General features: G+C 72.2%; 16 protein-coding genes. 9 read left to right on the forward strand and 7 right to left on the reverse strand.

Features of this window, described 5'->3' with window-relative positions; all coding sequences use genetic code 11:
* Positions 1 to 397: 397 nt before the first annotated feature.
* Positions 398 to 859 carry a DoxX family protein gene (locus GTY96_RS00005; RefSeq protein ID WP_161663523.1) on the forward strand — a complete coding sequence of 154 codons (462 nt, stop codon included), beginning with the start codon at positions 398 to 400 and terminating at the stop codon, positions 857 to 859.
* A 45-nt stretch (positions 860 to 904) separates the two neighbouring features.
* Here the strand turns inward: GTY96_RS00005 and GTY96_RS00010 are convergent, their stop codons facing one another.
* The gene (locus tag GTY96_RS00010) at positions 905 to 2,407 is read right to left on the reverse strand and encodes a S28 family serine protease (RefSeq protein WP_161663524.1); all 1,503 of its coding nucleotides are present in this window, start codon (positions 2,405 to 2,407) and stop codon (positions 905 to 907) included.
* Between the two features lie 172 nt (positions 2,408 to 2,579).
* Here GTY96_RS00010 and GTY96_RS00015 point away from each other — a divergent pair, with 172 nt between their 5' ends.
* A complete protein-coding gene (locus GTY96_RS00015) occupies positions 2,580 to 3,593 on the forward strand; it encodes a zinc-dependent alcohol dehydrogenase family protein (protein WP_161663525.1) in 1,014 nt (337 codons plus the stop codon).
* Here the strand turns inward: GTY96_RS00015 and GTY96_RS00020 are convergent.
* Together GTY96_RS00020 and GTY96_RS00025 are read right to left on the reverse strand one after the other, a co-directional pair.
* Positions 3,577 to 3,984, reverse strand: coding sequence for a TonB family protein (locus GTY96_RS00020; RefSeq protein WP_201755746.1), 408 nt, complete (start codon positions 3,982 to 3,984; stop codon positions 3,577 to 3,579). The genes GTY96_RS00015 and GTY96_RS00020 overlap by 17 nt on opposite strands.
* Before the next feature lie 20 nt (positions 3,985 to 4,004).
* Entirely contained in the window at positions 4,005 to 4,616 is a 612-nt protein-coding gene (locus tag GTY96_RS00025; protein WP_161663526.1) for a DUF2378 family protein, read from the reverse strand.
* A 202-nt stretch (positions 4,617 to 4,818) separates the two neighbouring features.
* Here GTY96_RS00025 and GTY96_RS00030 point away from each other — a divergent pair, with 202 nt between their 5' ends.
* Together GTY96_RS00030 and GTY96_RS00035 are read left to right on the forward strand one after the other, a co-directional pair.
* Positions 4,819 to 6,486 (forward strand): sigma 54-interacting transcriptional regulator, encoded by a 1,668-nt coding sequence (locus GTY96_RS00030; RefSeq protein WP_161663527.1) that lies wholly within the window; start codon positions 4,819 to 4,821, stop codon positions 6,484 to 6,486.
* 68 nt (positions 6,487 to 6,554) lie between these two features.
* A complete protein-coding gene (locus GTY96_RS00035; protein ID WP_143907851.1) occupies positions 6,555 to 7,046 on the forward strand; it encodes a hypothetical protein in 492 nt (163 codons plus the stop codon).
* Here the strand turns inward: GTY96_RS00035 and GTY96_RS00040 are convergent.
* Positions 7,043 to 10,687: a protein kinase domain-containing protein gene (locus GTY96_RS00040; protein WP_328700747.1), complete on the reverse strand. Its 3,645-nt coding sequence runs from the start codon at positions 10,685 to 10,687 to the stop codon at positions 7,043 to 7,045. The genes GTY96_RS00035 and GTY96_RS00040 overlap by 4 nt on opposite strands.
* 131 nt (positions 10,688 to 10,818) lie before the next feature.
* On the opposite strand from GTY96_RS00040, the gene GTY96_RS00045 reads away from it, so the two are divergent.
* Complete coding sequence (locus GTY96_RS00045; protein WP_161663528.1) at positions 10,819 to 11,625, forward strand: alpha/beta hydrolase family protein; 807 nt, start codon at positions 10,819 to 10,821, stop codon at positions 11,623 to 11,625.
* Between the two features lie 28 nt (positions 11,626 to 11,653).
* On the opposite strand, the gene GTY96_RS00050 is transcribed toward GTY96_RS00045, so the two are convergent.
* The 3 genes from GTY96_RS00050 to GTY96_RS00060 form a co-directional block, all read right to left on the reverse strand.
* Entirely contained in the window at positions 11,654 to 13,093 is a 1,440-nt protein-coding gene (locus GTY96_RS00050; protein WP_143907855.1) for a glutamine synthetase family protein, read from the reverse strand.
* Positions 13,094 to 13,330: 237 nt separating this feature from the next.
* Positions 13,331 to 14,590, reverse strand: coding sequence for a C39 family peptidase (locus GTY96_RS00055; protein ID WP_161663529.1), 1,260 nt, complete (start codon positions 14,588 to 14,590; stop codon positions 13,331 to 13,333).
* A 105-nt stretch (positions 14,591 to 14,695) separates the two neighbouring features.
* Positions 14,696 to 16,009, reverse strand: coding sequence for a ferritin-like domain-containing protein (locus GTY96_RS00060; protein ID WP_161663530.1), 1,314 nt, complete (start codon positions 16,007 to 16,009; stop codon positions 14,696 to 14,698).
* A gap of 272 nt (positions 16,010 to 16,281) precedes the next feature.
* Here GTY96_RS00060 and GTY96_RS00065 point away from each other — a divergent pair, with 272 nt between their 5' ends.
* From GTY96_RS00065 to GTY96_RS38140, 4 genes are read left to right on the forward strand one after another with little or no spacing between them, the layout of a single operon-like run.
* The gene (locus GTY96_RS00065) at positions 16,282 to 17,367 is read left to right on the forward strand and encodes an ATP-binding protein (RefSeq protein ID WP_161663532.1); all 1,086 of its coding nucleotides are present in this window, start codon (positions 16,282 to 16,284) and stop codon (positions 17,365 to 17,367) included.
* The gene (locus GTY96_RS00070) at positions 17,367 to 19,670 is read left to right on the forward strand and encodes a DUF5682 family protein (RefSeq protein WP_161663534.1); all 2,304 of its coding nucleotides are present in this window, start codon (positions 17,367 to 17,369) and stop codon (positions 19,668 to 19,670) included. The genes GTY96_RS00065 and GTY96_RS00070 overlap by 1 nt, the downstream gene beginning before the upstream one ends.
* Positions 19,667 to 20,881, forward strand: coding sequence for a VWA domain-containing protein (locus GTY96_RS00075; RefSeq protein WP_143907865.1), 1,215 nt, complete (start codon positions 19,667 to 19,669; stop codon positions 20,879 to 20,881). Before GTY96_RS00070 ends, GTY96_RS00075 begins: the two co-directional genes overlap by 4 nt.
* Positions 20,874 to 23,750 carry a HEAT repeat domain-containing protein gene (locus GTY96_RS38140; RefSeq protein ID WP_161663536.1) on the forward strand — a complete coding sequence of 959 codons (2,877 nt, stop codon included), beginning with the start codon at positions 20,874 to 20,876 and terminating at the stop codon, positions 23,748 to 23,750. The genes GTY96_RS00075 and GTY96_RS38140 overlap by 8 nt, the downstream gene beginning before the upstream one ends.
* Positions 23,751 to 23,776: the final 26 nt, after the last annotated feature.

Below are 23,776 nucleotides of genomic sequence, written 5' to 3' on the forward strand. Positions count from 1 at the left end.
ACGCCGCGGATGGCATCGCGACCTGGAGGGTGAAGCTGGCGCCGGGCGAGAGCCGCGACGTGGACCTCGCCTTCCACATCGATGCCCCCTCCAGCTACGAGACCCGCTCGCTGTAGGACGGGCTCGCGGTCGCCATCGACGAGGGAGGAGCGGTGTCCTCGCGGGCTTGTTGGGGCTGTTCTTCCGCGGCGCCGCGTATCGGGTGATTGGTGCGGCTGCGGGCGGAGGCGCGGGCGCGGTCGCACCTCCAGGCGTGAGGCCCATGTGGGACCCTGTGTGGATATGCCTGGAGGGGAAACGCGAGGAGGGTGTCGATTGGGGTGCTTCTCATTCGACGTGGGGATAGAAGCCCGCGCACTTCCTCCGAACGCAGCACGCCCCCTTCCTGGAGCACCCCATGGACACCCCCCTTCCTGCCTCCTCCTCCGCGACGGAGGCTTCCCCGAAGAAGAAGTCGCTGACCCGCCACCTGCCGACGGTGGCCCGCGTCTTCATGGGGCTCATCTTCTTCGTCTTCGGCCTGAACGGCTTCCTGGAGTTCATCCCGCAGCCGCCCATGGATCCGGCGGATCCGGCGGTGGCCTTCGGCATCGCGATGAAGGCGACGGGCTTCCTGTTCTGGCTGGTGAAGGGCACGGAGACGGTGGTGGGCGCGCTGCTCCTGACCAACCGCTTCGTCCCGCTGGCGCTGGCGCTCATCGCGCCCGTCATCGTGAACATCTTCCTGACCCACGCGTTCCTGGCGCCGGCGGGCCTGGGCCTGGCGGTGGTCCTCCTGGTGAGCGAGCTCTTCCTGGCCTGGTCCTACCGGGCGGTGTACCGCCCGATGCTCGCCCTGCGGGTCAGCCCCGGCGCGTGAGGCCGATGGCGAAGGGCGACCTGTCGCCGCCCCTCGCCGCCGGCTTCATGGACGACCGAACGCGCCTGATACGTCAGTCGCGGGCGGGCCGCGGCGGCGATCCACCGCGCCCGTGGTGACGAGCTCCTCGCCGGAGCTCACCGCCAGCGACCGCTGCTCCATCGCGGCGGCGCTCGCGGGGGGCAGGCCCGCCCAGTCGCGCAGCCGCGCCAACGCCACGGCGCGCTCCGCGCTGGGAAGCTGGCTGATGCCCGAGCCGTGATTTCCGCCCGGCACGTAGAACCGGTACGAGTCATTGCTGGCGCGCACGGAGAAGGCGCCCGTGGACCAGGGGTCGTTCTCCCCGTAGATGAACAGCATGCGCTGTCCGAACGCCTTCACCCAGCCTTCGATGAGGGGCATGGCGAAGGGGTTGAACCGGTACGGCGTCATGTCGAACGGCACGAGCGCGGACGGGACGTACTGGCCCGGGTAGCGCTGCACGCCGCGCAGGTGGCGCTCCTCGGAGTCATAGCTGCCCAACTGCGTGGCCGCCTGGAAGGCATAGGGCGCGTAGTACTCCGAGTCGGAGTCGCTCATGTACGAGAGGCCCACCACCCAGTCCAGGAAGTCCACGATGTCCTGGGCGGGGCCGCCCCGCGCGGGGATGGCATCGCACAGCGAGGCGTCGCCGTACTGCCAGAACGCGAAGGCGAACTCGAGGACGGTGAACTCCAGCGCCTTGTCCACGCCGAGCATGTTGTACGTCAGCCCCTGCGCCTGGGTGGTCTCCACGAAGCGGGGCTCCACCTCCGCGCGCCGCTCCAGCGTCTCGCGCTGGAAGACGCGAATCTTCTCCCGGCACTCCGGGGTGCCCAGCTTCGCGAGGAACCGCACGTAGCGCGGGTCCTTCGTGCCGTAGCTGTTCGGCGCCACGTAGGCCACCGTGGCGTCCACGTCGTTCGGGTAGAACGCCCGGTGATACACGGACGCCATGCCACCCTTGCTGCCGCCGGTGCTGATCCACTTGCCGGGAAAGAGGGGCTTGAACGCCTGGACGACGCGGTGATGGTCCGCCGCGGCCTGCTCGATGGAGAGCAGCTTCCAGTCCGCGGGGGTCGGACCCGAGGGCTCGAAGAAGCGGTGCCCCATCAGCAGCTGGTTGCCCCCGAGCAGCCGGGTGGGCTCGTACTGGGAGAAGAACGGGCTGATGCCGTAGCCCGTGCTGGCCAGGACCATGGGCGCTTCCGCGCTCCGGTAGAGGAGCGTCATCCGCTGCAGGAAGCGCGCGCCGTTGGGATGCCAGTGGTCCGCTGGCTGATCATAGCTCATCAGGAAGAAGCGAACGCCCGGCGCCGGAGACGCGGCCTCCAGCACCGCGAGGCCCGGGATGGCTTGCAATTGCGTCAGGATGTCCGGCGCCGCGTCCTGCGCGCGCACCCGTGTCTGGGATTCTTCCACGGCGTTCGGGACGGCGGCTTCGGGGGCGGCCTCGGGGCCGCCGCAGGCCTGGAGTCCCAGGGCGAGCGCGAGGGCGAGCAGCGAGGGACGTCGCGGGAATCGTTTCATCTGTGTGGGTCCTCCCGGGTGGAGTGGCCAGGCGAAGATGCCGGGTCCGCGTTTCCCATGAAAGGACTTGGCAGGTGATCGCAGACACTCCTTGCGCCGTGGCGTGTATTGTTGGGGGGCGCCACGCGGAGCCTCTGTTCCGGGCACCGGCGCGGCCTTAAGGTCGCGGGCCATGAACGTCTATGAGATTCGCGGTGCCTTCGGCCTGGAGAACCTCACGCGCGCGGGGCGGCCGGACCCCACGCCTGGCCCCTTCCAGGTGCGCGTGCGGGTGAAGGCCACGAGCCTCAACTCGCGCGACCTGATGATGGTGGAGGGCCGCTACAACCCGCGCCAGAAGCTGCCGCTCGTGCCCAACTCGGACGGGGCGGGCGTGGTGGACGCGGTGGGCCCGGGCGTCACCCGGGTGAAGCCCGGCGACCGGGTGATGACGCTGTTCGCGCAGGCGTGGCAGGCCGGTGAGCCGACGAAGGCCATCGTGGGGACGACGCTGGGCGGCCCGCTGGATGGCGCGCTCGCGGACACGGTGCTGCTGCACGAGGACGGCGTGGTGCCCACGCCCGCGTACCTGTCCGACGAAGAGGCCGCCACGCTGCCCTGCGCGGCGGTGACGGCGTGGAGCGCGCTCGTCACGCAGGGCGGGCTCAAGGCGGGCGACACGGTGCTGGTCCAGGGCACGGGCGGCGTGTCCATCTTCGCGCTGCAGATCGCCCGGCTGTTCGGCGCGCGCGTCATCGTCACCTCCAGCCGCGATGACAAGCTGGAGCGCGCCTTGAAGCTGGGCGCGCAGGAGGGCATCAACTACCGCACCACGCCGGACTGGGAGAAGGCGGTGCGCACGCTGACCGGGGGCGTGGGCGTGGACCACGTGGTGGAGGTGGGCGGCGCGGGCACCTTCGAGCGCTCGCTCAAGGCGGTGCGCGTGGGCGGCACCGTGTCCGTCATCGGCGTGCTCTCCGGCGGCGCCGGCACGGTGTCACTCATCCCCATCCTGATGCAGAACCTGCGCGTGCAGGGCGTCCTCGTGGGCCACCGCGAGTCCTTCGAGGCCCTGACCCGCGCGTTCGCGCTCAATGACATCCACCCGGTCGTGGACCGCGTGTTTCCCTTCGCGGAGGCGCGCGCCGCCTTTGAACACATGAAGCAGGGCGCGCACTTCGGAAAGATTGTCATCCGGGTGGGCTGACCCACGCGAAGTGGAAGTGCGCCTCCAGCGTGGGCGCCGTGGCGCTCTTCGGCAGCGGAGGGAACGGCGCCGCCTTCTTCACCGCCGCGAGCGCGGCGGCGTCCCACGCCTTGGAGCCGGACTCCGTGAGGATGGCGGTGGAGAGCAGCTTGCCGTCCTTGTCGAGGATGGCCTGGACGATGGTCTTCTTCCCCAGCGCCGGGGTTCCCTTGGGGCCCGGCTGCTTCCAGGCCTTCGCGACGCGCTGGAAGGTCTGCTGCTGGTAGGTGGGGCTGTCCAGCGAGCCCTGGAAGTAGGTCTGGAGCTGGGGGCTGCCGTTCGCGGCGGCCAGCGCCCCGGAGGCCAGGGCCAGCGTGAGCACCACCGCGGCGGGGGTTGGGATGCGGAGCATGGGCCGAATATAGGGCCCGCTCAGGTCCGCGGCTCGGGGCCCTTGGGCGCGGGCGCCTTCGTCTCCGGGGGCTTTCCGGCGGCGCGCTCCGGGAGCCAGGACAGGTCATACACCGCCGCGTCGCCCGCGCTGCGCATCAGCACGACGGACGCGCCGCGCGCGCCGCTCATCTCCAGGCCCGCGGCGAACAGGCCCCGGTAGAAGCCCGAGATGACCACCGGCCGGCACGTGAGCACGTAGCGCGTGGGCCCCGTCTGCTCCAGCCGCGCCTCCAGGTAGTTGGTGCCCGTGCGCAGGTTGCGCGTCATCCGCTCCAGCATCCGGTGCGGGCCCAACAGCCGCACGCCCGCCAGCAGCGCGCTGCCAATCAGCGTGGCCCCGTAGCCCTCCAGGAAGCGCCGACCCACCACCTCCGCGCCGTCGTCCAGCGAGGCCGTCGGTGCCAGCACCGACGCCGCCAGCTTCAGCGACTCCACCCAGACCTCCAGGGGATAGGCGACCGCTAGCTTCCCGCGCGGGTCGATGCCTGCCTCGCGCAGCTGCCGCGCGCACGGTTCGTCCAGGCGGTCACCCAGGGCCCGAATCAGCCCTTCGAAGCTCTGCTGGAAGACAAGGCGTTCGAGAGTCGGCATGCCTTCCCACGCTACCCGTGTGAGCGGGGCTGTCTCAACCCGGTAGGTTCCCAGAATTCGAGAACTTTACGGGGATTGTTTGAAAACGCGGTGCGGCAGGAGGTTCGACGGGTCGGTCGACGTGTCGAAGGGTGCGGGGATGGGAGCCGCGGGGGCGCGGCGCACCCGTGCGGCGAGGGCTTGGCGGTAGGGTGGCGGTCGCATGCCGCACGACCCTTTCGCCGATGTCTCCACGGCCGCGATGCAGGAGCGCGGAGGTCCCCGGAGCGCTCCCCGTGCCATCCCCGCGCTGACGGTGGTGTCCCATCCGGTGCCCCGGCGCGTGGGAGAGCGGAGCGTGCTCGACGCGGTGGCGGCGGGGCGCACGGTGGCCCTGTCTCGCAACGGACCGGACTTCGCGAAGCCGGGCAGCGCGTTGGGGCTGCCGCTGGCGGACCCCTTCGTGAGCCGCAAGCCGCTGGAGCTCTCCGCCTTGCCTGATGGCGGCGTGCGGCTGCGGGTGCCGGAGGACGGCACGCACGTGGCCGTCGCGGGCGCGCTGCTTCAGGGGACGCGGGACTTCGGGCCCGCTGAGGTGGCGGAAGGCGTGGCGCTGGAGCTGGCGGGCCGCGTGGTGCTGCTGTTGCATCAGGTGGAGCTGGACGGCGAGGGCGTTGGGGACACGCTGGGCATGGTGGGGGAGAGCGCGGGCCTGCGGCGGCTGCGCCGGCACATCGAGCGGGTGGCGGACCTGGACGTGTCCGTGCTCATCCGGGGCGAGACGGGCACGGGCAAGGAGCTGGTCGCGCAGGCCATCCACCGGCTCGGGTCGCGCCGGGCCGGGCGCTTCGTCAGCGTCAACCTGGGGGCCATCCCCAAGGAGCTGGCGGCGGCGGAGCTGTTCGGTTCGCACAAGGGGGCGTACTCGGGGGCGACGCGGGACCGCGAGGGCTTCTTCCGCGCCGCGCACGGCGGCACCTTGTTCCTGGATGAGGTGGGCGAGGCTCCCGCCGAGGTGCAGGTGATGCTCCTGCGCGTGTTGGAGACGGGGGAGCTGTACCCCGTGGGCGCCAGCCAGCCGGTGGCGGTGGATGTGCGGCTCATCGCCGCCACGGACGCGCACCTGGAGGCGCAGATCCGCGATGGGCGCTTCAAGGCGCCGCTGCTCCATCGGCTCGCGGGCTACGAGCTGCGCGTGCCCTCCCTGCGCGAGCGGCGCGAGGACCTGGGCCGGTTGTTCTTCCACTTCGCGCGCGAGGAGCTGGCGGCGCTGGGGGACGTGGGCCGGCTGGACACGGAGGATCCGCACGCGGAGCCCTGGCTGCCCGCGCCGCTGGCGTCGCGGCTGGTGCGGGCGGCGTGGCCGGGCAACATCCGGCAGCTTCGGAACCTGACGCGCCAGCTGGTCATCGGCGGTCGGGGGCAGGCGCTGTTGCAGGCGGACCCGCAGCTGGATGAAGCGCTCGGGGGACCGGACGTGCCCGTGCCGACGACCCCGGGCGCGCGGGGGGAGGCCACCACCGGGCCGGCGCCGGACGCGCGGGGGATGCCCGGCGATGCCGCGAAGGCTCCCGAGGCCCGTGAGCCGGGCGTGCCCCGTCGCAAGCCCTCGCAGGTGACAGAGGCGGAGCTGCTGGCCGCGCTGAGGGCGAGCGCGTGGGACCTGAAGGCGGCGGCGGACGCGCTGGGGATTCCGCGGCCGTCGGTCTACGACCTCATCGACAAGAGCCCGAACCTGCGCACCGCGGGCGACCTGGACGCGGAGGAGATTGCCCGCTGCTTCGAGGCGTGTGGCGGCGACCTGGACGCGATGGTGCGCACGCTGGAGGTGTCGAAGCGCGCGCTGGGGCGGAGGCTGAAGGAGCTGGGGCTGAGCGCGAAGGGACCTTGAGCGGACGCGCGTGACGCGTGGCACGCTGCCTGCTTAGGCGGTGGTTCAACTCTTCCTGGAGACGTCTCATGTCGCGTAACCGCGTCCTCTTCTCGCTGTGCCTGGCTGGAGCCCTGCTCGGGGCCTGTGCGTCCGTGTCCCGTTCCTCGTCCGACACCGCGCGGAGCGAGGCCGAGCCGGTGCAGCCCTGCGCGTCGAGCCCGGACGCGGGCACGGCCGATGTGGTGGTGGACATCACCGCGGACTCCGACGGCAAGGTGCACTTCAGCTCCAAGACGGTGAAGGTGGAGCCCGGCCAGACGGTGGTGTTCGTGTCCCAGGTGCAGCAGGACCGCTGCATCGGTGTGTCGGACGCGTCGCTCTTCAAGGAAGGCGCGGTGAATCCGTTGCCGGTGCCCGCCTGCCAGAGCGCCTCGTGGACGCTGCGCAACAAGGACGCGCAAGGGCAGCACTCGCTGTGGTCGTGCGCGACGAGCGACTGCTCGAAGTGCACCCAGCCCCAGGGCATCACCGAGACCATCAACGGCACGCTCGAGGTCACGGGCCGCGGCGAGGACTAGTCCGACGGCATCCGGGCGAGGGCCTGGCGCAGGTCGTCTCGCAGGCGGTTCGCGTCCTTCCATCCCGGCCGCGCGGTGAGCACGGCCTCGGTCAGCGTCAGGCCCCGCTGGAGGTGGGCGCGCGACGCCTTCCTCGCGCCCCACTCGCGCAGGAAGGCGCCGTAGGCCAGCCGCGAGTCCAGGTTCGCGGGCTCCAGGTCCACGGCCTGCTGGAAGCTCCGGGCGGCGGCCTCGAAGGAGGCGTCGTCGGGCGCCTCGCCATGCAGGGCCCTCCCGCGTGCCTCCAGCGCCTGGGTCTCCGCCTTCCATCGCCACGCCTGCGCGAGCGACGGGTTGAGCTTCAGCGCGCGCTCCAGCGCCTGCGTGGCCTGGGCGAGCGCGGCCCGCGGATCTCTCCCCTGCTTCAGCGCGAAGGCGGCCACCGTCTGGTGCACCTGTCCCAGGTTGGCCCACGGCTGCGCGAGCCCGGGCAGCAGGGCCGTGGCCTGCTGGAGCGCGGCCTGGGCCTGCGTCGCGCTCGCGGTGGGGTCCTGGCCGCTCAGCAGCGTCCAGGTCGCGCGCCACATGCGCACCTCGCCCAGGTTGTTGTGCGCGAAGCCCACGGAGGGGGCCGCGGCGATGGCCTGCGTGAAGGCGCGCTCCGCCTCGTCCAGCAGGGGCGCTGGCGCGTCGCCCCGGTCCCACGCCTCGCGCGCCTGGTCGAGCAGCACGGTGCCCACGCCATTCAAGAGCGGAGGCAGGCGCGGGTTGATGGCGACGCCCTGGCGATAGCACTCCAGCGCGCGGGCGAGCCCCGGCCCCGCGGCGCCGCCGTGGTCGCGCTGGCGCAGGGCGAGCGTGCGGTGGACCTCGCCCAGGTAGAACCACGGCACGACGTGGCCCGGGTCCAGGGCGCTGGCGCGCTCCAGGGCTGTTCGTGCCTCTTCCAGGTCGCGGTCCGGGGACGGGGCCTTCGGGTGGTTGGCGCGGTTCACGTACGCGGTGCCCAGGTTGATCCACGCGTCCGGCCGCTTCGACTCCAGGGCCAGCGCCCGCTGGTAGGCCTCGATGGCCTTCGCTCGGAAGGGCAGCGAGTCCCCGCCGCGTCCGTCCTCGGAGTCCGCCCACACCTTGAAGACGAGGCCCAGGTCCAGGTGGAAGTCGTAGTCGCGCGCGGACTCTGGGATGGACTCGAAGCCGGCCACGGCGGCCTGGAGCTGTTCGCGTGCGTCCTCGTTCCGGTCCTGCCGGTAGCGGGCCCACTGCCACCAGCCCATGGCCAGCGCGTGGCGTGCGTCCACGCTGTCCGGCGCGAGCCTCAGCGCCTCCTTCGCCGCGTCGAGCGTGCGCAGCAGCAGGGGCTCCACCTCGCCACCGCCGCTGACGCGCACCTGGGCGAGGCGCCGGTGGAGCCGGGCCTCCAGCACCCAGGTGTCCGCCTCGTCGGGGGCCGCCGTCCGCGCGCGCTCCACGGCCTCCAGGCCCCGCGTGTACGCGGGCAGCACGTCGCCCTGTCCGGACACCTCCAGCAGCAGGGCCTCTTGCTCCAGCTCCGCGCGGGCCCGGTGGACGGCGGACACGCTGCGGCCGATGTTCGCCGCCGCGTCGTAGGCCCGGCGCCCGGCCTCCAGGTCGTCCCGGGCCGCGTCGCGCTCGCTCGCCAGGGCGTGGCGCACGGCGCGGGCGAGCAGGATGTCGCCCCGGAGCTGGGGCGCTTCGTGGAACCACGGCAGCCGCGAGCCCAGCGCGTCCAGCGCCTTCAGCGCCTCCTCGAAGCGGTCCTCGTGGAAGGCGCGCAGGGCTTCGGCGTACTCGGGCGCGGGCAGCTCCGCGCCCTGGCTCCGCTTCAGGAAGTCCAGCGCCGGGTCGCGAGAGTGGACCTGGGCCTCTCTCTGTTTCGCCGCGCGCTGGGTGGCATCCGGGATCCGGTCCGCCTCCAGCCGCTCGTGCTGGTAGCGGCGGCCCAACACCCGCGCGAGCGCATACGCCACGCGAGGTTCGTGGAACCCGGTGGCCCAGGCCGCCTCCAGGTGCGTGCGCGCGGCCTCCGCGTCACCCAGGGCCAGGAACCCGCGCCCCAGGGCGTAGTGGCCCGGGCCCGCCGCCACGGTGCCCGCTTCGCGCATGGAGGCTTCGATGTCGCGCATGCGGGCGCGCATCGCCTCGCGGTCCCTCCGCGTGTCGTGCAGGGGGGCCTGACCGGAGTAGCGGGCCTGGGCCTCGATGCGCTCCACGCCTTCGGTGAAGCGCCGGGTCAGGGCCTCGCGGCGCGAGACCTCCCGCCGCGCCATCACGCCCTGGCCCACCGTGCCCGCCACCGCGAGTCCGGCGACGCCCGCGACCAGGACGGCCACCCGGTGGCGGGTCACCCACTTGCGGACGCGGTACGCCGGGCCGGTGCGCGCGAGGACCCGGCCGCCGTCGAGGAAGCGCGTGAGGTCGTCCGCCAGCGCCCGCGCGGACCCGTAGCGCCGCGAGCGGTCCTTCTCCAGGCACTTGAGGACGATGGCCTCCAGGTCCGCGGGGAGGGTCGGGTCCAGGTCGCGAGGACGGCGGGGCTCCTGGGTGGAGATGCGGCCGAGCAACTCCAATCCATTGGCGCCAGTGACAGGAGGTTGGCCGGTGAGCAGGTGATAGAGGGTGGCGCCCAGGCTGTAGACGTCCGCGCGGCGGTCCAGGCGGGCGACCTCGCCCCGGGCCTGCTCCGGCGCCATGTACTGGGGCGTGCCCAGCACGGTTCCGGTGGCGGTGGCGCCATCGCCGCCGGTCCAGTCGCGAGCGAGGCCGAAGTCCATCACGTATGGGTGGAGGGCGCCGTCCTCGGCGCGTTCGACCAGGATGTTGGAGGGCTTGAGGTCCCGGTGAATGAGTCCCGCGAGGTGGGCGGCGTGCACGCCCAGCGTGGCGTCGCGCAGCACGAGCGCCTTCTGCTCCACGGACAGGGCGCCGGCCAGGGTGTGCAGCGGCGCTCCCGCGACGTATTGCATGGCGATGTACGCGCGCCCCTGGACCTCGCCGACCTCGTACACGCGGCAGACGCGCGCGTGGTCGACGCGGGCCTGGGCGCGGGCCTCGGAGATGAAGCGGCGCGACAGCTCCGGGTCCTCGTCGCGCACGAACTTCAGCGCCACGTCGCGGTGCAGCCGCGGGTCCCGCGCCAGGAAGACGCGGCCCATGCCGCCCTGCCCGAGGAAGCGCAGGGGCTGGTAGCGCTCCCAGTGTGGCACCGGGAACGCGGGCCCGTCTCCACCCGGGGGCGGCGCACCGCCCGGAGGGAGCGTGTCCTCCGAAGTGGCGGGCCGTGGCGCGTTGTCGTGCGGAGGTCCAGCCTCGCCTGGAGAGGGTGCGGCGCCGGGAGTGGCGGGCTGGGCCCGGTCGTGCGGGCCTTCGCCGCTGTCCGGGGGGAGTGAGGGCCGCGAGCCGTCGTGCGGGCGTTCACCGTTGAAGGGAGGGCTCGCGGGAGGCGGCGTCTCGGTCCCTGCTTCCAGCTCCTTGCGCAGCGACGTGAGCGAGCCGGGCGTGAGCCGCCCCCGCTTCACGAGCAGCTCGAGCGGAGAGGCGCCGTGCCGCGCGGCCTCCTCACGCAGGGCGTCCACCTCTTCGCGGGAGAGCAGGCCCTCGGCCAGGGCCAGCCGCAGCTCCGCTTCGTTCGACTCAAGCACGCAGGGATGCTCCCATCGCGGGCAGCGTAGCGGAGGCTCCGCCCGCCACGCACTCACGCCAACGGCGGGTCCCCCTGCGTCCGTCGCGGCGCGGCTTGCGGCGCCCCGCCGCCTGTTCCCAAGATGCGAGCATGAGCTCCACGTGGGTCCTGGAAACGCCGCCGCCGCCGCCCGATGCGCGCATCGCCTATGGCGAAGCGCCGCAGCAGTTCACGGAGCTGCGCCGGCCGAAGGGCAAGGGCCCGCACCCGGTGGTGCTCTTCGTCCACGGCGGCTTCTGGCGCGCGGAGTACGGCCTGGAGCACGCGGGCCACCTGTGCGCGGACCTGACGAAGCGCGGCTTCGCGACGTGGAGCGTGGAGTACCGGCGCGTGGGCCATGACGGCGGCGGCTTTCCCGGCACGCTGGAGGATGTCGCCTCCGCGGCGGATCACCTGATGGACGCCGCGCCGTCGCTGGGGCTGGACCTGACGCGCGTGGTGGCGATGGGCCACTCCGCGGGCGGGCACCTGGCGATGTGGCTGGCCGCGCGGCACCAGCTGACGGCGAGGCAGCCCCTCTACCGCGACGCGCCCCTGAAGCTGAAGGGCGTGGTGTCCCTGGCCGGGGTGCTGGACCTGGCGCGGGGCGCGGCGCTGGACCTGGGCCAGGGCATCGTGAAGACCTTCATGGGGGGCACGCCGGAGCAGGTGCCGGAGCGCTACGCCGTCGCGTCACCCTCCGCGCTCCAGCCGCTGAAGCTGCCCCAGGTCCTGGTGCACGGCTCCGAGGACGACACCGTGCCCCTTCAGATCAGCGAGGCCTTCCACGCCCGCGGCCTCCAGCAGAAGGACCCCGTGCACCTCGTGCCGCTGAAGGGCGCGGGCCACTACGAGCTCATCGACCCGCGCTCGAAGGAGTGGCCCCGCGTGGTGCAGGCGGTGCGGACCCTGCGCTGAGCGCGGGGCCCGCGGCGCCGCGGGTGCTCTAGAAGAGGTTCCAGAGGTACTGGTTCGTCACCTCATGGTGGAACTGGATCTCCGCCTCCTTCACGCGCGTGCCCAGCTGCTTGGGGCACCGGTCCGCGGAGCCCACCTTCAGCTCCGCGTACTTGCCCTGCACCTGCTCACCCAGCGTCTGGGCGATGAACTGGCTGCCCTTGAAGAAGCGGATCGCGTCGTAGATGTTGTCCGGCAGGAAGCGGGTGCGGCTGCGCTTGGTCTCCGCGTCCTCCTGCGGCGCGGGGCCCTCCAGGCCGGTCTTCAGGAGCGTGAAGAGCACCATGTAAGGGTTCGCGTCCGGGGCCACCGAACGGCACTCGATGCGCGCGCTGCGCTCGTTGCCGAACGGGATGCGCACCATGGCGCCGCGGTTGTTCGCGGAGGCCTTGATCTGATTGGGCGCCTCGTAGTGCGGATCCAACCGGCGGTAGGAGTTCACGCTGGAGTTGAGGACCAGGCAGATGTCGTTGGCGTTGTTCAGGAGGCGGTCGATGAACTCCCAGCCCATCCCCGACAGGTTGTCCTGCCCGCCCTTGTCGTAGAACAGGTTCTTGTTGTTCTTCGACAGCGACATGTTGATGTGCATGCCATTGCCATTCACGCCCGTGACGGGCTTGGGCAGGAAGCTGGCCGTCAGCCCCTGCTGCGCGGCCACCTGGCGGCAGAGCAGCTTGTAGAGCTGGATCTGATCCGCGGCGATGAGCGCCTCGCTGTACGAGAAGTTCATCTCGAACTGGGAGGGCGCGACCTCCGGGTGGTCCTTCTCGTTCTGGAAGCCCATGGCGCGCTGCGCTTCCGCGGCCTTGTCGATGAAGGTGCGCAGCCCGTCGCCCGGCAGCGCGTGGTAGTAGCCGCCGATGGAGATGAACTCGAACTTGCCCTCTTCGTGGTAGTGGCGCTCGGCGTCACGGCTCTTGAAGAGGAAGCCCTCGATTTCGGGCGCCGCGTGGAACACGGTGCCGTCCTTCTGGAACAGCGCCTCGGTGGCCCGCTTGAGCTGGCCGCGCATGTCCGAGTGGTACGGCGTGCCGTCGCGCTCCAGCACCTCACAGAAGGCCAGCACCTTGCCGGGGCCAAAGATGTCGGAGGGCAGCCAGTAGAACGCGCTCCAGTCCACGTTCAGGCGCAGGTCGCTCTCCGCCTGCGCGGAGAAGCCGCGGATGGAGGAGCCGTCGAACGTGAGGTTGTCCGCGCTCTTGAGCAGGAACTTCTTGTCGTAGTCCAGCATGTGCAGCCGACCTTCCAGGTCGGTGAAGCACACGGTGATGGCCTTGATGCGCTTCTCGTCCGTCAGGTACTTGATCCGCTCCTCGCGAATCTTGTCCGGAGACTCGCGCCGCAGGCGCTGTTCCTTCACCTTGAGGTTGAGCTCCTCCAACTCGTCGTAGGGAATCTCCAGGAAGTCCCGCAGCGGCTTCTGCTCCATGGTCCTGCCTCCAGGCGTGTCCCCCGCCGGAAGCCCGGTGGGGACAACGAAATCCATGCGCGCAGGTATTTACATTCCGCGCGTTGAAATCAAGCCTAATTTCGGTGAACTGAAGGCTAAAGGCCTTGTCGGGTCGCCCACGGACGGCCCCACGTCAAGGGACGGGGCGCCCGAGGTCCGGGCCAGTGGACACTCCGCGCCGCGTTGCGTCGTCCGCATGTCCGCCTCTGGACGGAGCTAGGGCAGCGGCGTGAGCCCCTGGGCGGGGAGGGCGGTGCCGGCGGGCCAGAGCACGTAGGCGGCCCCTCGGGAGTGCTGCCATGCGCGCCACAGCTCGGCGCGCGGGTACGTGGCGCCGGTGGTTTCGTTGGAGGAGAAAGCAGGATCATTGACGACGACGTCGCCGGTGGCGGTGAAGCCCTTCACGACGATGAGGTGGCCGTCGGTGCGGCGGGCGGCGCCGCCGGGGAGCTCCCCGGGTTCGTAGGCGATGCTGATGCTGACGGGGATGCCGGCGGCGATGAGGCGCTCCACGGGGGCGAAGGAGTCGAAGCGGGCGACGAGCCCGTGCAGCGCGCCGTCCGCCATGTGGGCGGCGTAGGCGGTGTTGAAGCTCCAGTTGCCGGTGCCCTTGTAGACCCAGTCATAGGTGTGGGCGGCGGCGGTGGGGACGGGGTGTTCCAGGTCCGCGCGGTGGAGCTTCCGGCCCCAGTACCCGAGCAGCATGGTGGTGGACGTGGGGGAGCACCAGACCTCGCCGCCGTCGGGGTAGACCATCTGCGAGTAGCCGGGCACGTCCAGCACGGTGCCCCACGCGGTGCGGTCCGCGGTGGCGTCCTGGGGCGTCAGGCGCGTGTCGGTGAGGGCGGCGGCGAGCGCGCGGACGCGGGGGCTCACGCCGGGGCGCTCGGAGAAGAGGGACACGGTGACGCGCAGGGCGTCCGCGCGGCGCTTCAGGTTGAGCGTGTCGGTGAGGACGTTGCCGTCGCCGTCGCCCTGGCCGTCCACGCTGTGGCGCGCGACGGTGGCGGTGTCGAAGGCCCAGATGCCCAGCTCGTAGTCCTTCGTCCAGGTGCCCTCGATGCGGGCGGCGACGGTGAGCTTCACCCAGGTGCCGGGAGGCGTCTGGGCGTCGAACGAGGGCACCACGCTGTCGAAGCCGCCGGGGACGGACTGGAGCTCCGAGGTCGCGGTGCCGACGTGGAACGCGCCGCCGTTGTAGAAGCTGCCGCCGTCCGTCCAGCCGCCGGCGGGGAACGGATCCGTGCCCTGCTTCGCGGTGCCGGGGTCCAGCTCCAGCGCGCCGTCGGCGGAGACGCGGGTGCCGTCGCGGGTGAAGCGCGCGAGGTCGCCGGTCATCGCGGTCCGTTGCCAGAGCCGCGCCGGGGAGCCCGCCTCCGTGGGTGTGTCCACGGGAGGCGACGGGGGCGAGGAGGCGCACGCCCAGACGCACGAGGCGAGCAGGACAGCGGAGAGGACGCGGGCGCGGGCGTTCACGCGCCCGATTCTCTCAAACGCTCGCAGGGGCCTACAAGATGGGATTCCTTGAAAGTCCGGTTGGACGACAGGGGTTGCTTTCCGAGGGCTGTCGAGGGACGTCGCTCAGGCCCAGAGCTCCTGCTCCAGGGTGTCCAGCAGGGCCAGGGCGGCCTCGGGGGTGGGCATGCCCGCCTCGGTGACGATGCTCGCGTCGAGCGGCACGGCGACCTCCTCGCGCAACACCCCCACCGCGCGCCGCTGGGCCTCGCGCAGGCCCTCGCGGTCCTTGTCGGAGAGGCGTGGCTGGGCCCACTGATGGATGTCCCAGGACAGGGCCGCGTGCCGCGTCTCGTCCTCCGCGATGCGGGCCATGGCCTCGCGCACCTCCAGGTCGCGCGCGTGCAGGGCCTGGTGGTGGGCGAGCAGCGCGCCGTACGTCTCGCGCACGCAGCCCTCCACGGCGTTCTCCAGGGCCACGTCGACGAGGGAGCGCGGAGGCAGCTCCGTCACCACCGGGCGCGGGGGCGTGGCACCGAAGCGCCGCGCGAGCCGGTCCGTGACCTGGGCGTGCTGGACCTCCTCCATGGCGCTCCGGTGCGCCGCGTCCTGGAGGCCCATGTCCGCGCCGTGCAGGGCCAGCTCGTCGCGCAGCCGCAGGAACGCATGCACGGACGCCGCCTCCAGGTGCGCCGCGTTCGCGAAGTAGCGGCCCAGCGCGTCCTCGCCCCCGCACGCGTCCGCGACCTGGAGCCCCACGGGCCGCCGGCCGATGTTGCAGTTGGGACTGCCCTTCTCCAGGACATGCTCCTCCAGCTCCTGGACCTCGCCCGACGCGGACACCCGCACCACGTGCTGCGTCAGCGCCGTGCCGGCTCCGCAGGCATAGCCCTTGTTCCCGATGACGTTGAAGCTGCCATCCGCGTTCTTCTTCACCGCGCCCTGCTCCAGCGTGGAGCAGCTCAGCGCGTAGCCCGCCGCGAAGGTCCGGAGCACGGCCTCCTGTTCGGTGTCGATGTTCCCCAGCAGGCCTTGGAGGGCGTCCTGCGTCGCGTAGGTCTTCACCTCGTCACCGGACGTCGTGACCAGGAAGTATTCGGTGCAGGAATCGATGCAGTCCCTGTGGAAGCCCGAGGCCACGTTCGCCTGTTCCAGGGCTGCCTCGCAGGCGGGGACGTCGATGGCTGTCGCGCAGGCCCGGCCGGAGGTGGAGGCGGGATTGGACCCGGCGGCTCCTTGATAGGGATTGAGAGAGCGGAGCTGGACGAAGTCCGGCGCGGGGGAGATCCGCAGGTCCCCGAGCGCGGGGTGGCCCTGGTCGCACTCGATCCGCGAGTAGCCCTCCAGGTCCGCGCCGCCACAGCCCGCCAGCACCAGCGGCGTGGCGAGGGTCGTGCGCAGCGCCCGTGAGAAGAGGTGCCGCAGCCGGTGGACGTTCAAGGATGACTCCCAGGCGGAAGGGTGCCCGGGGCCTGGAGCAATGCGGATGCCAGGAGCCCTTCACCGTCGGCTCCCTCGGAGCGGGGCGCCCGGAGGGCGGGGGAGGGTCAGAAACCTGAGGGGGACGGCTGACTTCCTGACGCTCCTGCCCGGACGCTCGCGGGGGTGTGTACCCGCGGTTCGTGGGTAGGAAACCGTCACGTCCTGGCCGGACCCATGAAGGCAGTCAGCGCGTTTGCCGGATGTCAGATGGCCTGGATAGCGTGCGACTCATGCCGGACATCCGCCTGCCTGCCGAAGCGAAGTACAAGAACGAACTGGACGCCCTCGCCGCGCATGATGACAAGGCCCGCCCACCGGGTTGGGCGCTGTCGCCTCGCGCGGTGGAGACCTACATCCTGGGCAGCCCCAAGCCCGTGGGTGGGGTGGCCATCACGCCGAAGTACGTGGGGGACCGGAGCATCGTGCAGGTCTGCATCGCGACGCTCGCCTCGGACCGCGCGTTGATGCTCGTGGGCGAGCCGGGCACCGCGAAGAGCTGGCTGTCGGAGCACCTCTCCGCGGCCGTCAGCGGCACCTCCGGGCTCGTCGTGCAGGGCACCGCGGGGACCAGCGAGGACCACATCAAGTACTCCTGGAACTACGCGCTGCTGCTCGCGCAGGGGCCCACGCCGGAGGCGCTGGTGCCCTCGCCCATCCTCCGCGCCATGCGCACGGGCAAGTTCGCCCGCTTCGAGGAGGTCACCCGCACGTCGCCGGAGATCCAGGACTCGCTCATCTCCATCCTGTCGGAGAAGCAGGTGTCGGTGCCGGAGCTGGGGGAGGTGACGAGCGCGCAGCGGGGCTTCAACCTCATCGCCACCGCGAACACGCGCGACCGCGGCGTCAATGAGATGAGCGCCGCGCTCAAGCGCCGCTTCAACTTCGTCACCGTGCCGGTGGTGGAGGACCTGGAGCAGGAGATCCAAATCGTCACCAAGCGCGAGGCGGAGCTGCGCACGGACTACCAGGTGGGCGTGCCGCCGCCGGAGGAGCTGTCGCGGGTGCTGCTGACGCTCTTCCATGAGCTGCGCAAGGGCGTGACGAAGGACGGGAAGACGAAGGTGCGGACCCCGGGCGCGGTGCTGTCCACGGCGGAGGCCATCAGCGTGCTGTTCAACAGCTCCATCCTCGCGCAGCAGTTCGGCACCGGGACGGTGACGCCGCAGGAGCTGGCGGCCTCGCTGGTGGGGGCGGTGGTGAAGGAGCAGGAGGACGACGTGAAGGCGCTGCGCGAATACATGGAGACGGTGGCCAAGAGCCGCACCGGTCCCTGGAAGGACCTGTACTCCGCGAGCAAGAAGCTGCTGAGGGGCTGATGGACTTCGCCCTGCTCTCCCGGGTGCTGCACTTCCCGGTGCGTCACCACTCGCCGCGCACCACCGCCGTCCTCCAGCAGTGGCTGGAGCGGGTGTGGCCAGAGGTCGTCCTCGTGGAGGGGCCCTGCGACGCCACGGGGATGGTGGACGTGCTGTGCGACGCGCAGACGCGGCCCCCCGTGGCCATCCTGGGCTACCGCACGGACGGCACCCCGGCGTCCTCCCTGTGGCCCTTCGCGGCCTATTCGCCGGAGTATCAGGCGCTGAAATGGGCCCGCGCGAAGGGCGTGCGCGTGGAGTTCATCGACATCCCGGTGGGGGTCAGCCTCGCGGTGGACCGTCAGGCGCCCGGCGCGGAGCAGGAGGCGGAGGCAGGCGCGCCCGTCCCCGACGACGCGGTGCCGCTGACGGATGCCTTCGCGCGCTCGCGGGGCTACCGCTCCTTCGAGGAGTTCTGGGAGGCGGCCTTCGAGGCGCCGGACTGGAGCCCCGAGCAGTTCCGCCCGATGCTGATTGCGTGGGCGGAGGTCGTCAACGCGGGCCCCCGGCCGGGCTACCACCGCCAGCGCGACGCCTTCATGGCGCGCAAGGTGCTGGAGGTGGTGGCGGGCGGGGTGGCGCCGGAGAAGGTGGCGGTGGTGGCGGGCGCGGCGCACACCGCGGCGTTCCTGGCGAACGACGTGGAGCCCGCGCTGGAGGCGCGGCTGCCGGCGGGCGTGCCCTGCGCGGTGACGGTGATTCCCTTCAGCTTCCCGCGCCTGGCGGAGCAGCTGGGATACGGCGCGGGCAACCGGGCGCCGCACTTCTACCAGAAGGCCCATGAGGCCCACTGCGACTTCCGGCGCGCCACGCTGGAGGTGCTGCTGGACTTCGCCAGTCACCTGCGGATGCGGGGCTTCTCCGCGTCGCTGTCGGACGTGCTGGAGGCGTACCGGCTGGCGGTGACGCTGTCGGACCTGCGCGAGAAGAGCGCCCCGGGGCTGGATGAGCTGCGCGAGGCGACGGTGGCCACGCTGTGCCGGGGCGACGCGACGCACGTGGACGGCTTCCTGTGGAAGAGCGTCATCGGCCACGAGGTGGGGCAGGTGGCGAGCCGCATCGGGCAGAACTCGCTCCAGGCGGAGTTCTGGCGCGAGGTGGGCGAGCGGCGGCTGCCGCGCACCGACAGCCCGGAGACGTTCGCGCTCCGGCTCAACAACCCGGTGGAGGTGGGCTCCTCCGTGTTCCTCCACCGGCTGCGCGTCGCCGGCATCCCATATGCGTCGCTGTCGGGCACGGGCTCCTCGCGCAAGCAGGCGGCGGAGTCCGATGCGGGCGGCTACGCGGCGCTGACGCGGGTGCGCGAGTCCTGGCAGGCGCAGTGGACGCCGTCCACGGACGTGGCGCTGGTGGAGAAGATCGTCCTGGGCGACTCGCTGGAGGGCGTGACGACGCGCGTGCTCCAGGAGCGGCTGGCGCAGGCGAAGTCGACGGCCGACGCCGCGGACGTGCTGCTGGAGTCCGTCATCACCGGGTGCCCCCAGACGGTGGCCACGGCGCTCCAGGCGTGTGACGCGCACGCGGCCACGGACGCGGACCTGCCGTCGCTGGCCTCGGCGGCGCGGGCGCTGTCGGGGCTGATGGCCTATGGCACGTCGCGGGCGCACTCGGAGGTGGGGGACGACGCCGTGGCGGCGCTGGGAGAGAAGACCTTCGGCCGGGCGCTGCTGCGCGTGCGCGAGGCCAGCGCGTGCGCGCCGGACGCGGTGGCGAAGGTGCTGGAGGCGCTGCGCACGCTGCATGAGGTGGCGCTGTCCCAGCCGCGCGCGGACAAGGAGGGCTGGCTCGCGGAGGCGCGCGGGTTGATGGAGAGCCACGCGGTGCACCCGGCGACGTCGGGGCTGGCGACGGGCCTCCTGTACCTGGCGCGAGAGCTGCCCGAGGCGGACGTGGCGCTGGAGGTGGGGCGGCGGCTGTCCCTGGCGGTGGAGCCGGCGGACGCGGCGGCGTACCTGGAGGGCTTCCTCCAGGTGAACGCGCTGGTGCTGGTCAAGAGCCGCGACGTGGTGAAGGCGCTGGACGACTTCCTGGTCAGCGTGGAGCCGGAGCGCTTCCGGCAGACGCTGCCCGTGCTCCGCCGGGCGCTGGGCACGCTGGGCGCCACGGAGCGGCGCTACCTGATGGAGAACGTGATGGGCGTGCGGCAGCTGAAGGACAAGGGCCGCGCGGTGAAGGCGGTGCTGGAGGAGAAGGACAAGGCGACGCTGAAGGACATGAGCGCGGACCTGAGCAAGGCGCTCGACGACCTGGACGACCTGCTATGAGCGTGGACCCCAAGGACCTGGACCCGAAGGACCGCGACGCGCTGCTGCGCTGGCGGCTGGCGCTGGGCCCGGAGGCGGAGAAGACCGGGGCCTGTCCATCCCTGAGCGCGCTGGGCGCCGGGGCGGGCACGGTGGACCTGAAGGGCGACAGCCTGGAGGACCTGGATGACGCGCTCTCCTTCGTCTACGGCGAGCGCTCGGCGGGCCGCGGCGGCTCCCGGCCCTACCTGCCCAAGTGGCTGGGCGCGCTGCGTGACTTCTTCCAGGAGGACGTCATCGCGTTGGTGCAGAAGGACGCCATCGAGCGCAAGGGGCTGACCCAGCTGCTCTTCGAGCCGGAGACGCTGCCCTTCCTGGACAAGAACCTGGAGCTGGTGACGACGCTGGTGAGCGCGCGCGGGCTCATCCCGGAGCAGGCCAAGGACGCGGCGCGCGGCATCATCCGGGAGGTGGTGGAGGACCTGCGCAAGAAGCTGGAGTCCCCGCTGCGCACGGCGGTGCTGGGGGCGCTGCGCAGGGACAGGACGAGCCCCATCCCCATCGCGCGCAACATCGACTGGCGGCGGACCATCCGTTCCAACCTCAAGGGCTGGGACGCGGAGCGCAAGCGGCTCATCCCGGAGCGCTTCTACTTCTGGCCCAACCAGCGCCGTCACCACGAGTGGGACGTGACGCTGGTGGTGGACCAGTCCGGCTCCATGGCGGAGAGCGTGGTGTACAGCTCCGTGATGGCGGCCATCTTCGCGTCGCTGGACGTGCTGCGCACGAGCCTGGTGCTGTTCGACACGGAGATCGTCGACATGACGCCCGTGCTGGCGGACCCGGTGGAGGTGCTCTTCTCCGCGCAGCTGGGCGGAGGCACGGACATCAACCGGGCGGTGGCCTATGCGCAGGAGCACTACGTGCGCCGGCCGGAGAAGACGCTCTTCATCCTCATCACCGACCTGTACGAGGGCGGCGACGCGGAGGCGTTGGTGGCGCGGCTGCGGCAGCTGGTGGACTCGCGCTCCAAGGTGTTGTGCCTGCTGGCGCTGTCGGACAGCGGGCGGCCCTCCTACGACCACGCGATGGCGGAGCAGCTGACGGCGCTCGGGATTCCGTGCTTCGGGTGCACGCCCCGGAAGCTGGTGGACGTGGTGGAGCGGGTGATGCGCAACCAGGACCTGACGCCGCTCATCGCGTCAGCGGAGAAGGGGGACCGCCATGGCTGACGTGCGGCCAATCATTGGCATGGGCGCGCTGGGTGAGATCATCAGCGACAAGACGGAGCTGGCGAAGGGCGCGGCGCTGTTCGACGGCAAGCAGCTCACCCACCTGTCCCGGTATGAGAACCGGCTGTTCGCGGACGCGGCGGGTTCAGGGGCGACGCCGTACAAGGTCTCGCTTGTCTTCGGCGAGGCGCGCTCGGACGTGAAGGGGCGGTGCTCGTGCATGGCGGCGCGCTCGCGTCCCTTCTGCAAGCACGCGGCGGCGCTGCTGGTGGCGTGGGCGCGGGCGCCGCAGGCCTTCGTCACCGCGGAGGCCGCCCCGGTCGCGCCGGCGGGGACGGGCGGCGCGAAGAAGAGCGTGAAGAAGGGCAAGGCGGAGACGGGCGAGCTGATGAAGGCGGGCGTGGCGCAGGTGTCCACGCTGGTGCGCGAGCTGGGCCTGTCGGGCGTGGCGTCGCTGGGCGCGGAGCGTCCCGAGCAGGTGCGGGCCCTGGGCGAGGCGCTGCGGGCCAACGGCCTGCGGCGGCTGTCGGCGCGGGCGGTGGAGCTGGCGGGCCTGCTGGACGCGGCGGCGGCCCGCACGGGGACGTTCGAGGCGCCGGTGTACACGGACCTGGTGGCGGACATGCTGCTCACGGCGCGCAAGGTGGAGAAGCACCTGGGCGGCGACGCGCTGGAGCCCCGCCACGTGGAGGAGCTGATTGGAAGGACGTGGACGAAGAAGGACCGGACGCCCGTCACCGGGCTGACGCTGGTGGAGTACGCGTTCTCCTCGCGCGTCACGCCGGACAGGTTCCTCGTCCGGGAGAGCCGCTTCGTGGACCTGGTGTCGGGCGGCCACTACAGCGAGAAGCAGATCCTCCCCGCGTCCCTCAAGACGGTGGAGCCCAAGAAGAGCCGCGCGGGCTTCGTGCTCCAGGGCGCGGTGGGCGGGCAGTACCCGGGCTTCGCGCCGCACCGGCTGGACCTGGAGTCGTGGACGGGCGGGACGCCGGTGGACCGCGCGTCGCTGGAGCGGCTGGTGGAGGTCGCGCTCCCGGACGTAGGCGCGGTGATGGCGGCCTTCCAGGAGCACCGCAAGGACGTGTTCGCGCCGGACCTGCTGCCGGTGGCGGTGCGGGTGGAGACGCTGCTGGCCAGCGGGGCCCGCTCCCAGTTCGTGGACGGCGCGGGGCGGGGGCTCTTCCTGCCCGTGGATGCCTCGCTGGAGGAGCCGCTGGCCGGGGCCCTGGAGGACGCGAAGCTGCTGGCGGTGCTGGGGGACGTGGGCCTGGAGGCGGCGCTCCCCACGCTGTTCCCCACCGCCCTGGTGGTGCGGACGCCGGAGGGCCTGGACCTGCGCCCGCTGGGCCGCTCCGAGGACGCGCCCGTGTCGCCCCGGCGTCGAGGCCGTGTCCGCGCGCCCGTCACGCCGAACGCGCTGCCCCGCAGCGGGTGGGCGGAGGCGGCGCGAGCGGCGGGCGCGTCGCGGGCGGCCATCGCGCTGGCGGAGGTTCGCGACGAACTGGCGGATGCGTTCGCGAGCGGCCTGTCCGCGGTGGGGCCCCGCGCGGTGGAGCCGCTGGTGGCCCGACTCCAGGAGCTGGGGTTGGAGAAGCCGGGGGCGCTGCTGGACGCGCTGGCGCGGCGGCCGGACCTGGTGGAGCGGCTGGACGACTTCATCAAGGTGTACCAGGTGCTGGGCATCGCGCTGGTGCGGCTGTCGGGCGCGGTGCAGGTGGAGACGTCCGCGCTGGAGTCCGTGCCCACGCACCCGAGCATCCGCGTGCACCGGTCGGAGGAGGTGCTGTCGCCGGGCGAGGCCATGGTGCGCCGGGCGCGCGGGGAGCTGACGCGCTACGAGTCGGCGGCGCACGCGGCGCGCTACTACGCCCGCCTGGGCGCGGACGCCCTCACGCGGGACTACTACCCCGCCTGGAGCGACGGCGCGGCGAGCGCCTTCGTGGCGCGGACGGTGGCGGCGCGGGGCGAGGCGGCGCTGGACGCCGTGCGGGACGCGCTGGCGGAGCACCACAGCCGGATGGTGCGCCGCACCGCCATCCGCGTGCTGGGCGCGATGGGCGGAGTCCAGGCGCGGCGCGAGCTGGACGCGATGACGCGCAAGGGGCATGACGCGGGCCTGCGCCTGTTCGCGAAGGAGACGCTGGAGGACGTGCACGCCCGGGAGACCGGCGAGGCGGCGGTGGCGGAGCTCTTGAAGCGCCGCCGGGAGCGGGCGGTGCCGCTGGTGCAGGCCGCGCTCTCCGAGACGACGAAGGAGGAGCGGGGCGCGGCGGTGGGGCGGCTGGCGGAGCTGGGCTCGGCGGCGATGCCCGCGCTGCGCCAGGTGCTGCATGGAGACCCTTCGCGCGAGGTGCGGCGCGAGGCGGCGGAGGCGCTGGCCCGGATGGGGGACGCGGAGGTCATCGACCGGTTCGTCCAACTGGTGCAGGGCCGGAGCCACGACGACACCGAGGCCAAGCACGCGGTGTACGCGCTGGGCATGCTGGGCGATGTGCGTGGCGCGGAGGCCCTGCTGGTGGCGTTCGCGGATGGGTGGAAGCCCGGCGTGGTCGCGGAGGCCATGCGCACGCTGGGGTTGGCCCTCCTCCAGCCCGCGCTGAACCTGGCGGAGACGCGCCCGGAGGTGCTGGAGCGGCAGGCGCTGCGCGGCCTCTTCGAGAAGTTCAACCCGGCCGCCCTGGCGAAGGAGCTGCTCGCGCGCGTGGAGGCGTCGCGCGAAAGCACGGACCTCGTCGACCGCGCGGCGGTGTACCTGAAGGTCGCGGCCCAGAACGCGGCGGTGGGAAAGCAGGTGGCCGCGCGCCTCCTGGCCCTGCCCTCCGTGGCGGACGACAAGGCCCTGTCCAAGCTGGCGAAGAAGCTGCTCTGAGGCGTTCGAGTCCGCCGCCCTGTCCG

Source organism: Corallococcus silvisoli (genome assembly GCF_009909145.1).
Taxonomy (GTDB): Bacteria; Myxococcota; Myxococcia; order Myxococcales; family Myxococcaceae; genus Corallococcus; species Corallococcus silvisoli.

Excerpts from the sequence above, each read along its gene's own strand:
- GTY96_RS00030 (WP_161663527.1), top strand. The coding sequence starts at position 4,819 with ATGCCGCACGACCCTTTCGCCGATGTCTCCACGGCCGCGATGCAGGAG.
- GTY96_RS00010 (WP_161663524.1), bottom strand. The coding sequence starts at position 2,407 with ATGAAACGATTCCCGCGACGTCCCTCGCTGCTCGCCCTCGCGCTCGCC.
- GTY96_RS00065 (WP_161663532.1), top strand. The coding sequence starts at position 16,282 with ATGCCGGACATCCGCCTGCCTGCCGAAGCGAAGTACAAGAACGAACTG.
- GTY96_RS00075 (WP_143907865.1), top strand. The coding sequence starts at position 19,667 with ATGAGCGTGGACCCCAAGGACCTGGACCCGAAGGACCGCGACGCGCTG.
- GTY96_RS38140 (WP_161663536.1), top strand. The coding sequence starts at position 20,874 with ATGGCTGACGTGCGGCCAATCATTGGCATGGGCGCGCTGGGTGAGATC.
- GTY96_RS00025 (WP_161663526.1), bottom strand. The coding sequence starts at position 4,616 with ATGCCGACTCTCGAACGCCTTGTCTTCCAGCAGAGCTTCGAAGGGCTG.
- GTY96_RS00070 (WP_161663534.1), top strand. The coding sequence starts at position 17,367 with ATGGACTTCGCCCTGCTCTCCCGGGTGCTGCACTTCCCGGTGCGTCAC.
- GTY96_RS00050 (WP_143907855.1), bottom strand. The coding sequence starts at position 13,093 with ATGGAGCAGAAGCCGCTGCGGGACTTCCTGGAGATTCCCTACGACGAG.
- GTY96_RS00015 (WP_161663525.1), top strand. The coding sequence starts at position 2,580 with ATGAACGTCTATGAGATTCGCGGTGCCTTCGGCCTGGAGAACCTCACG.
- GTY96_RS00035 (WP_143907851.1), top strand. The coding sequence starts at position 6,555 with ATGTCGCGTAACCGCGTCCTCTTCTCGCTGTGCCTGGCTGGAGCCCTG.
- GTY96_RS00020 (WP_201755746.1), bottom strand. The coding sequence starts at position 3,984 with ATGCTCCGCATCCCAACCCCCGCCGCGGTGGTGCTCACGCTGGCCCTG.
- GTY96_RS00005 (WP_161663523.1), top strand. The coding sequence starts at position 398 with ATGGACACCCCCCTTCCTGCCTCCTCCTCCGCGACGGAGGCTTCCCCG.
- GTY96_RS00045 (WP_161663528.1), top strand. The coding sequence starts at position 10,819 with ATGAGCTCCACGTGGGTCCTGGAAACGCCGCCGCCGCCGCCCGATGCG.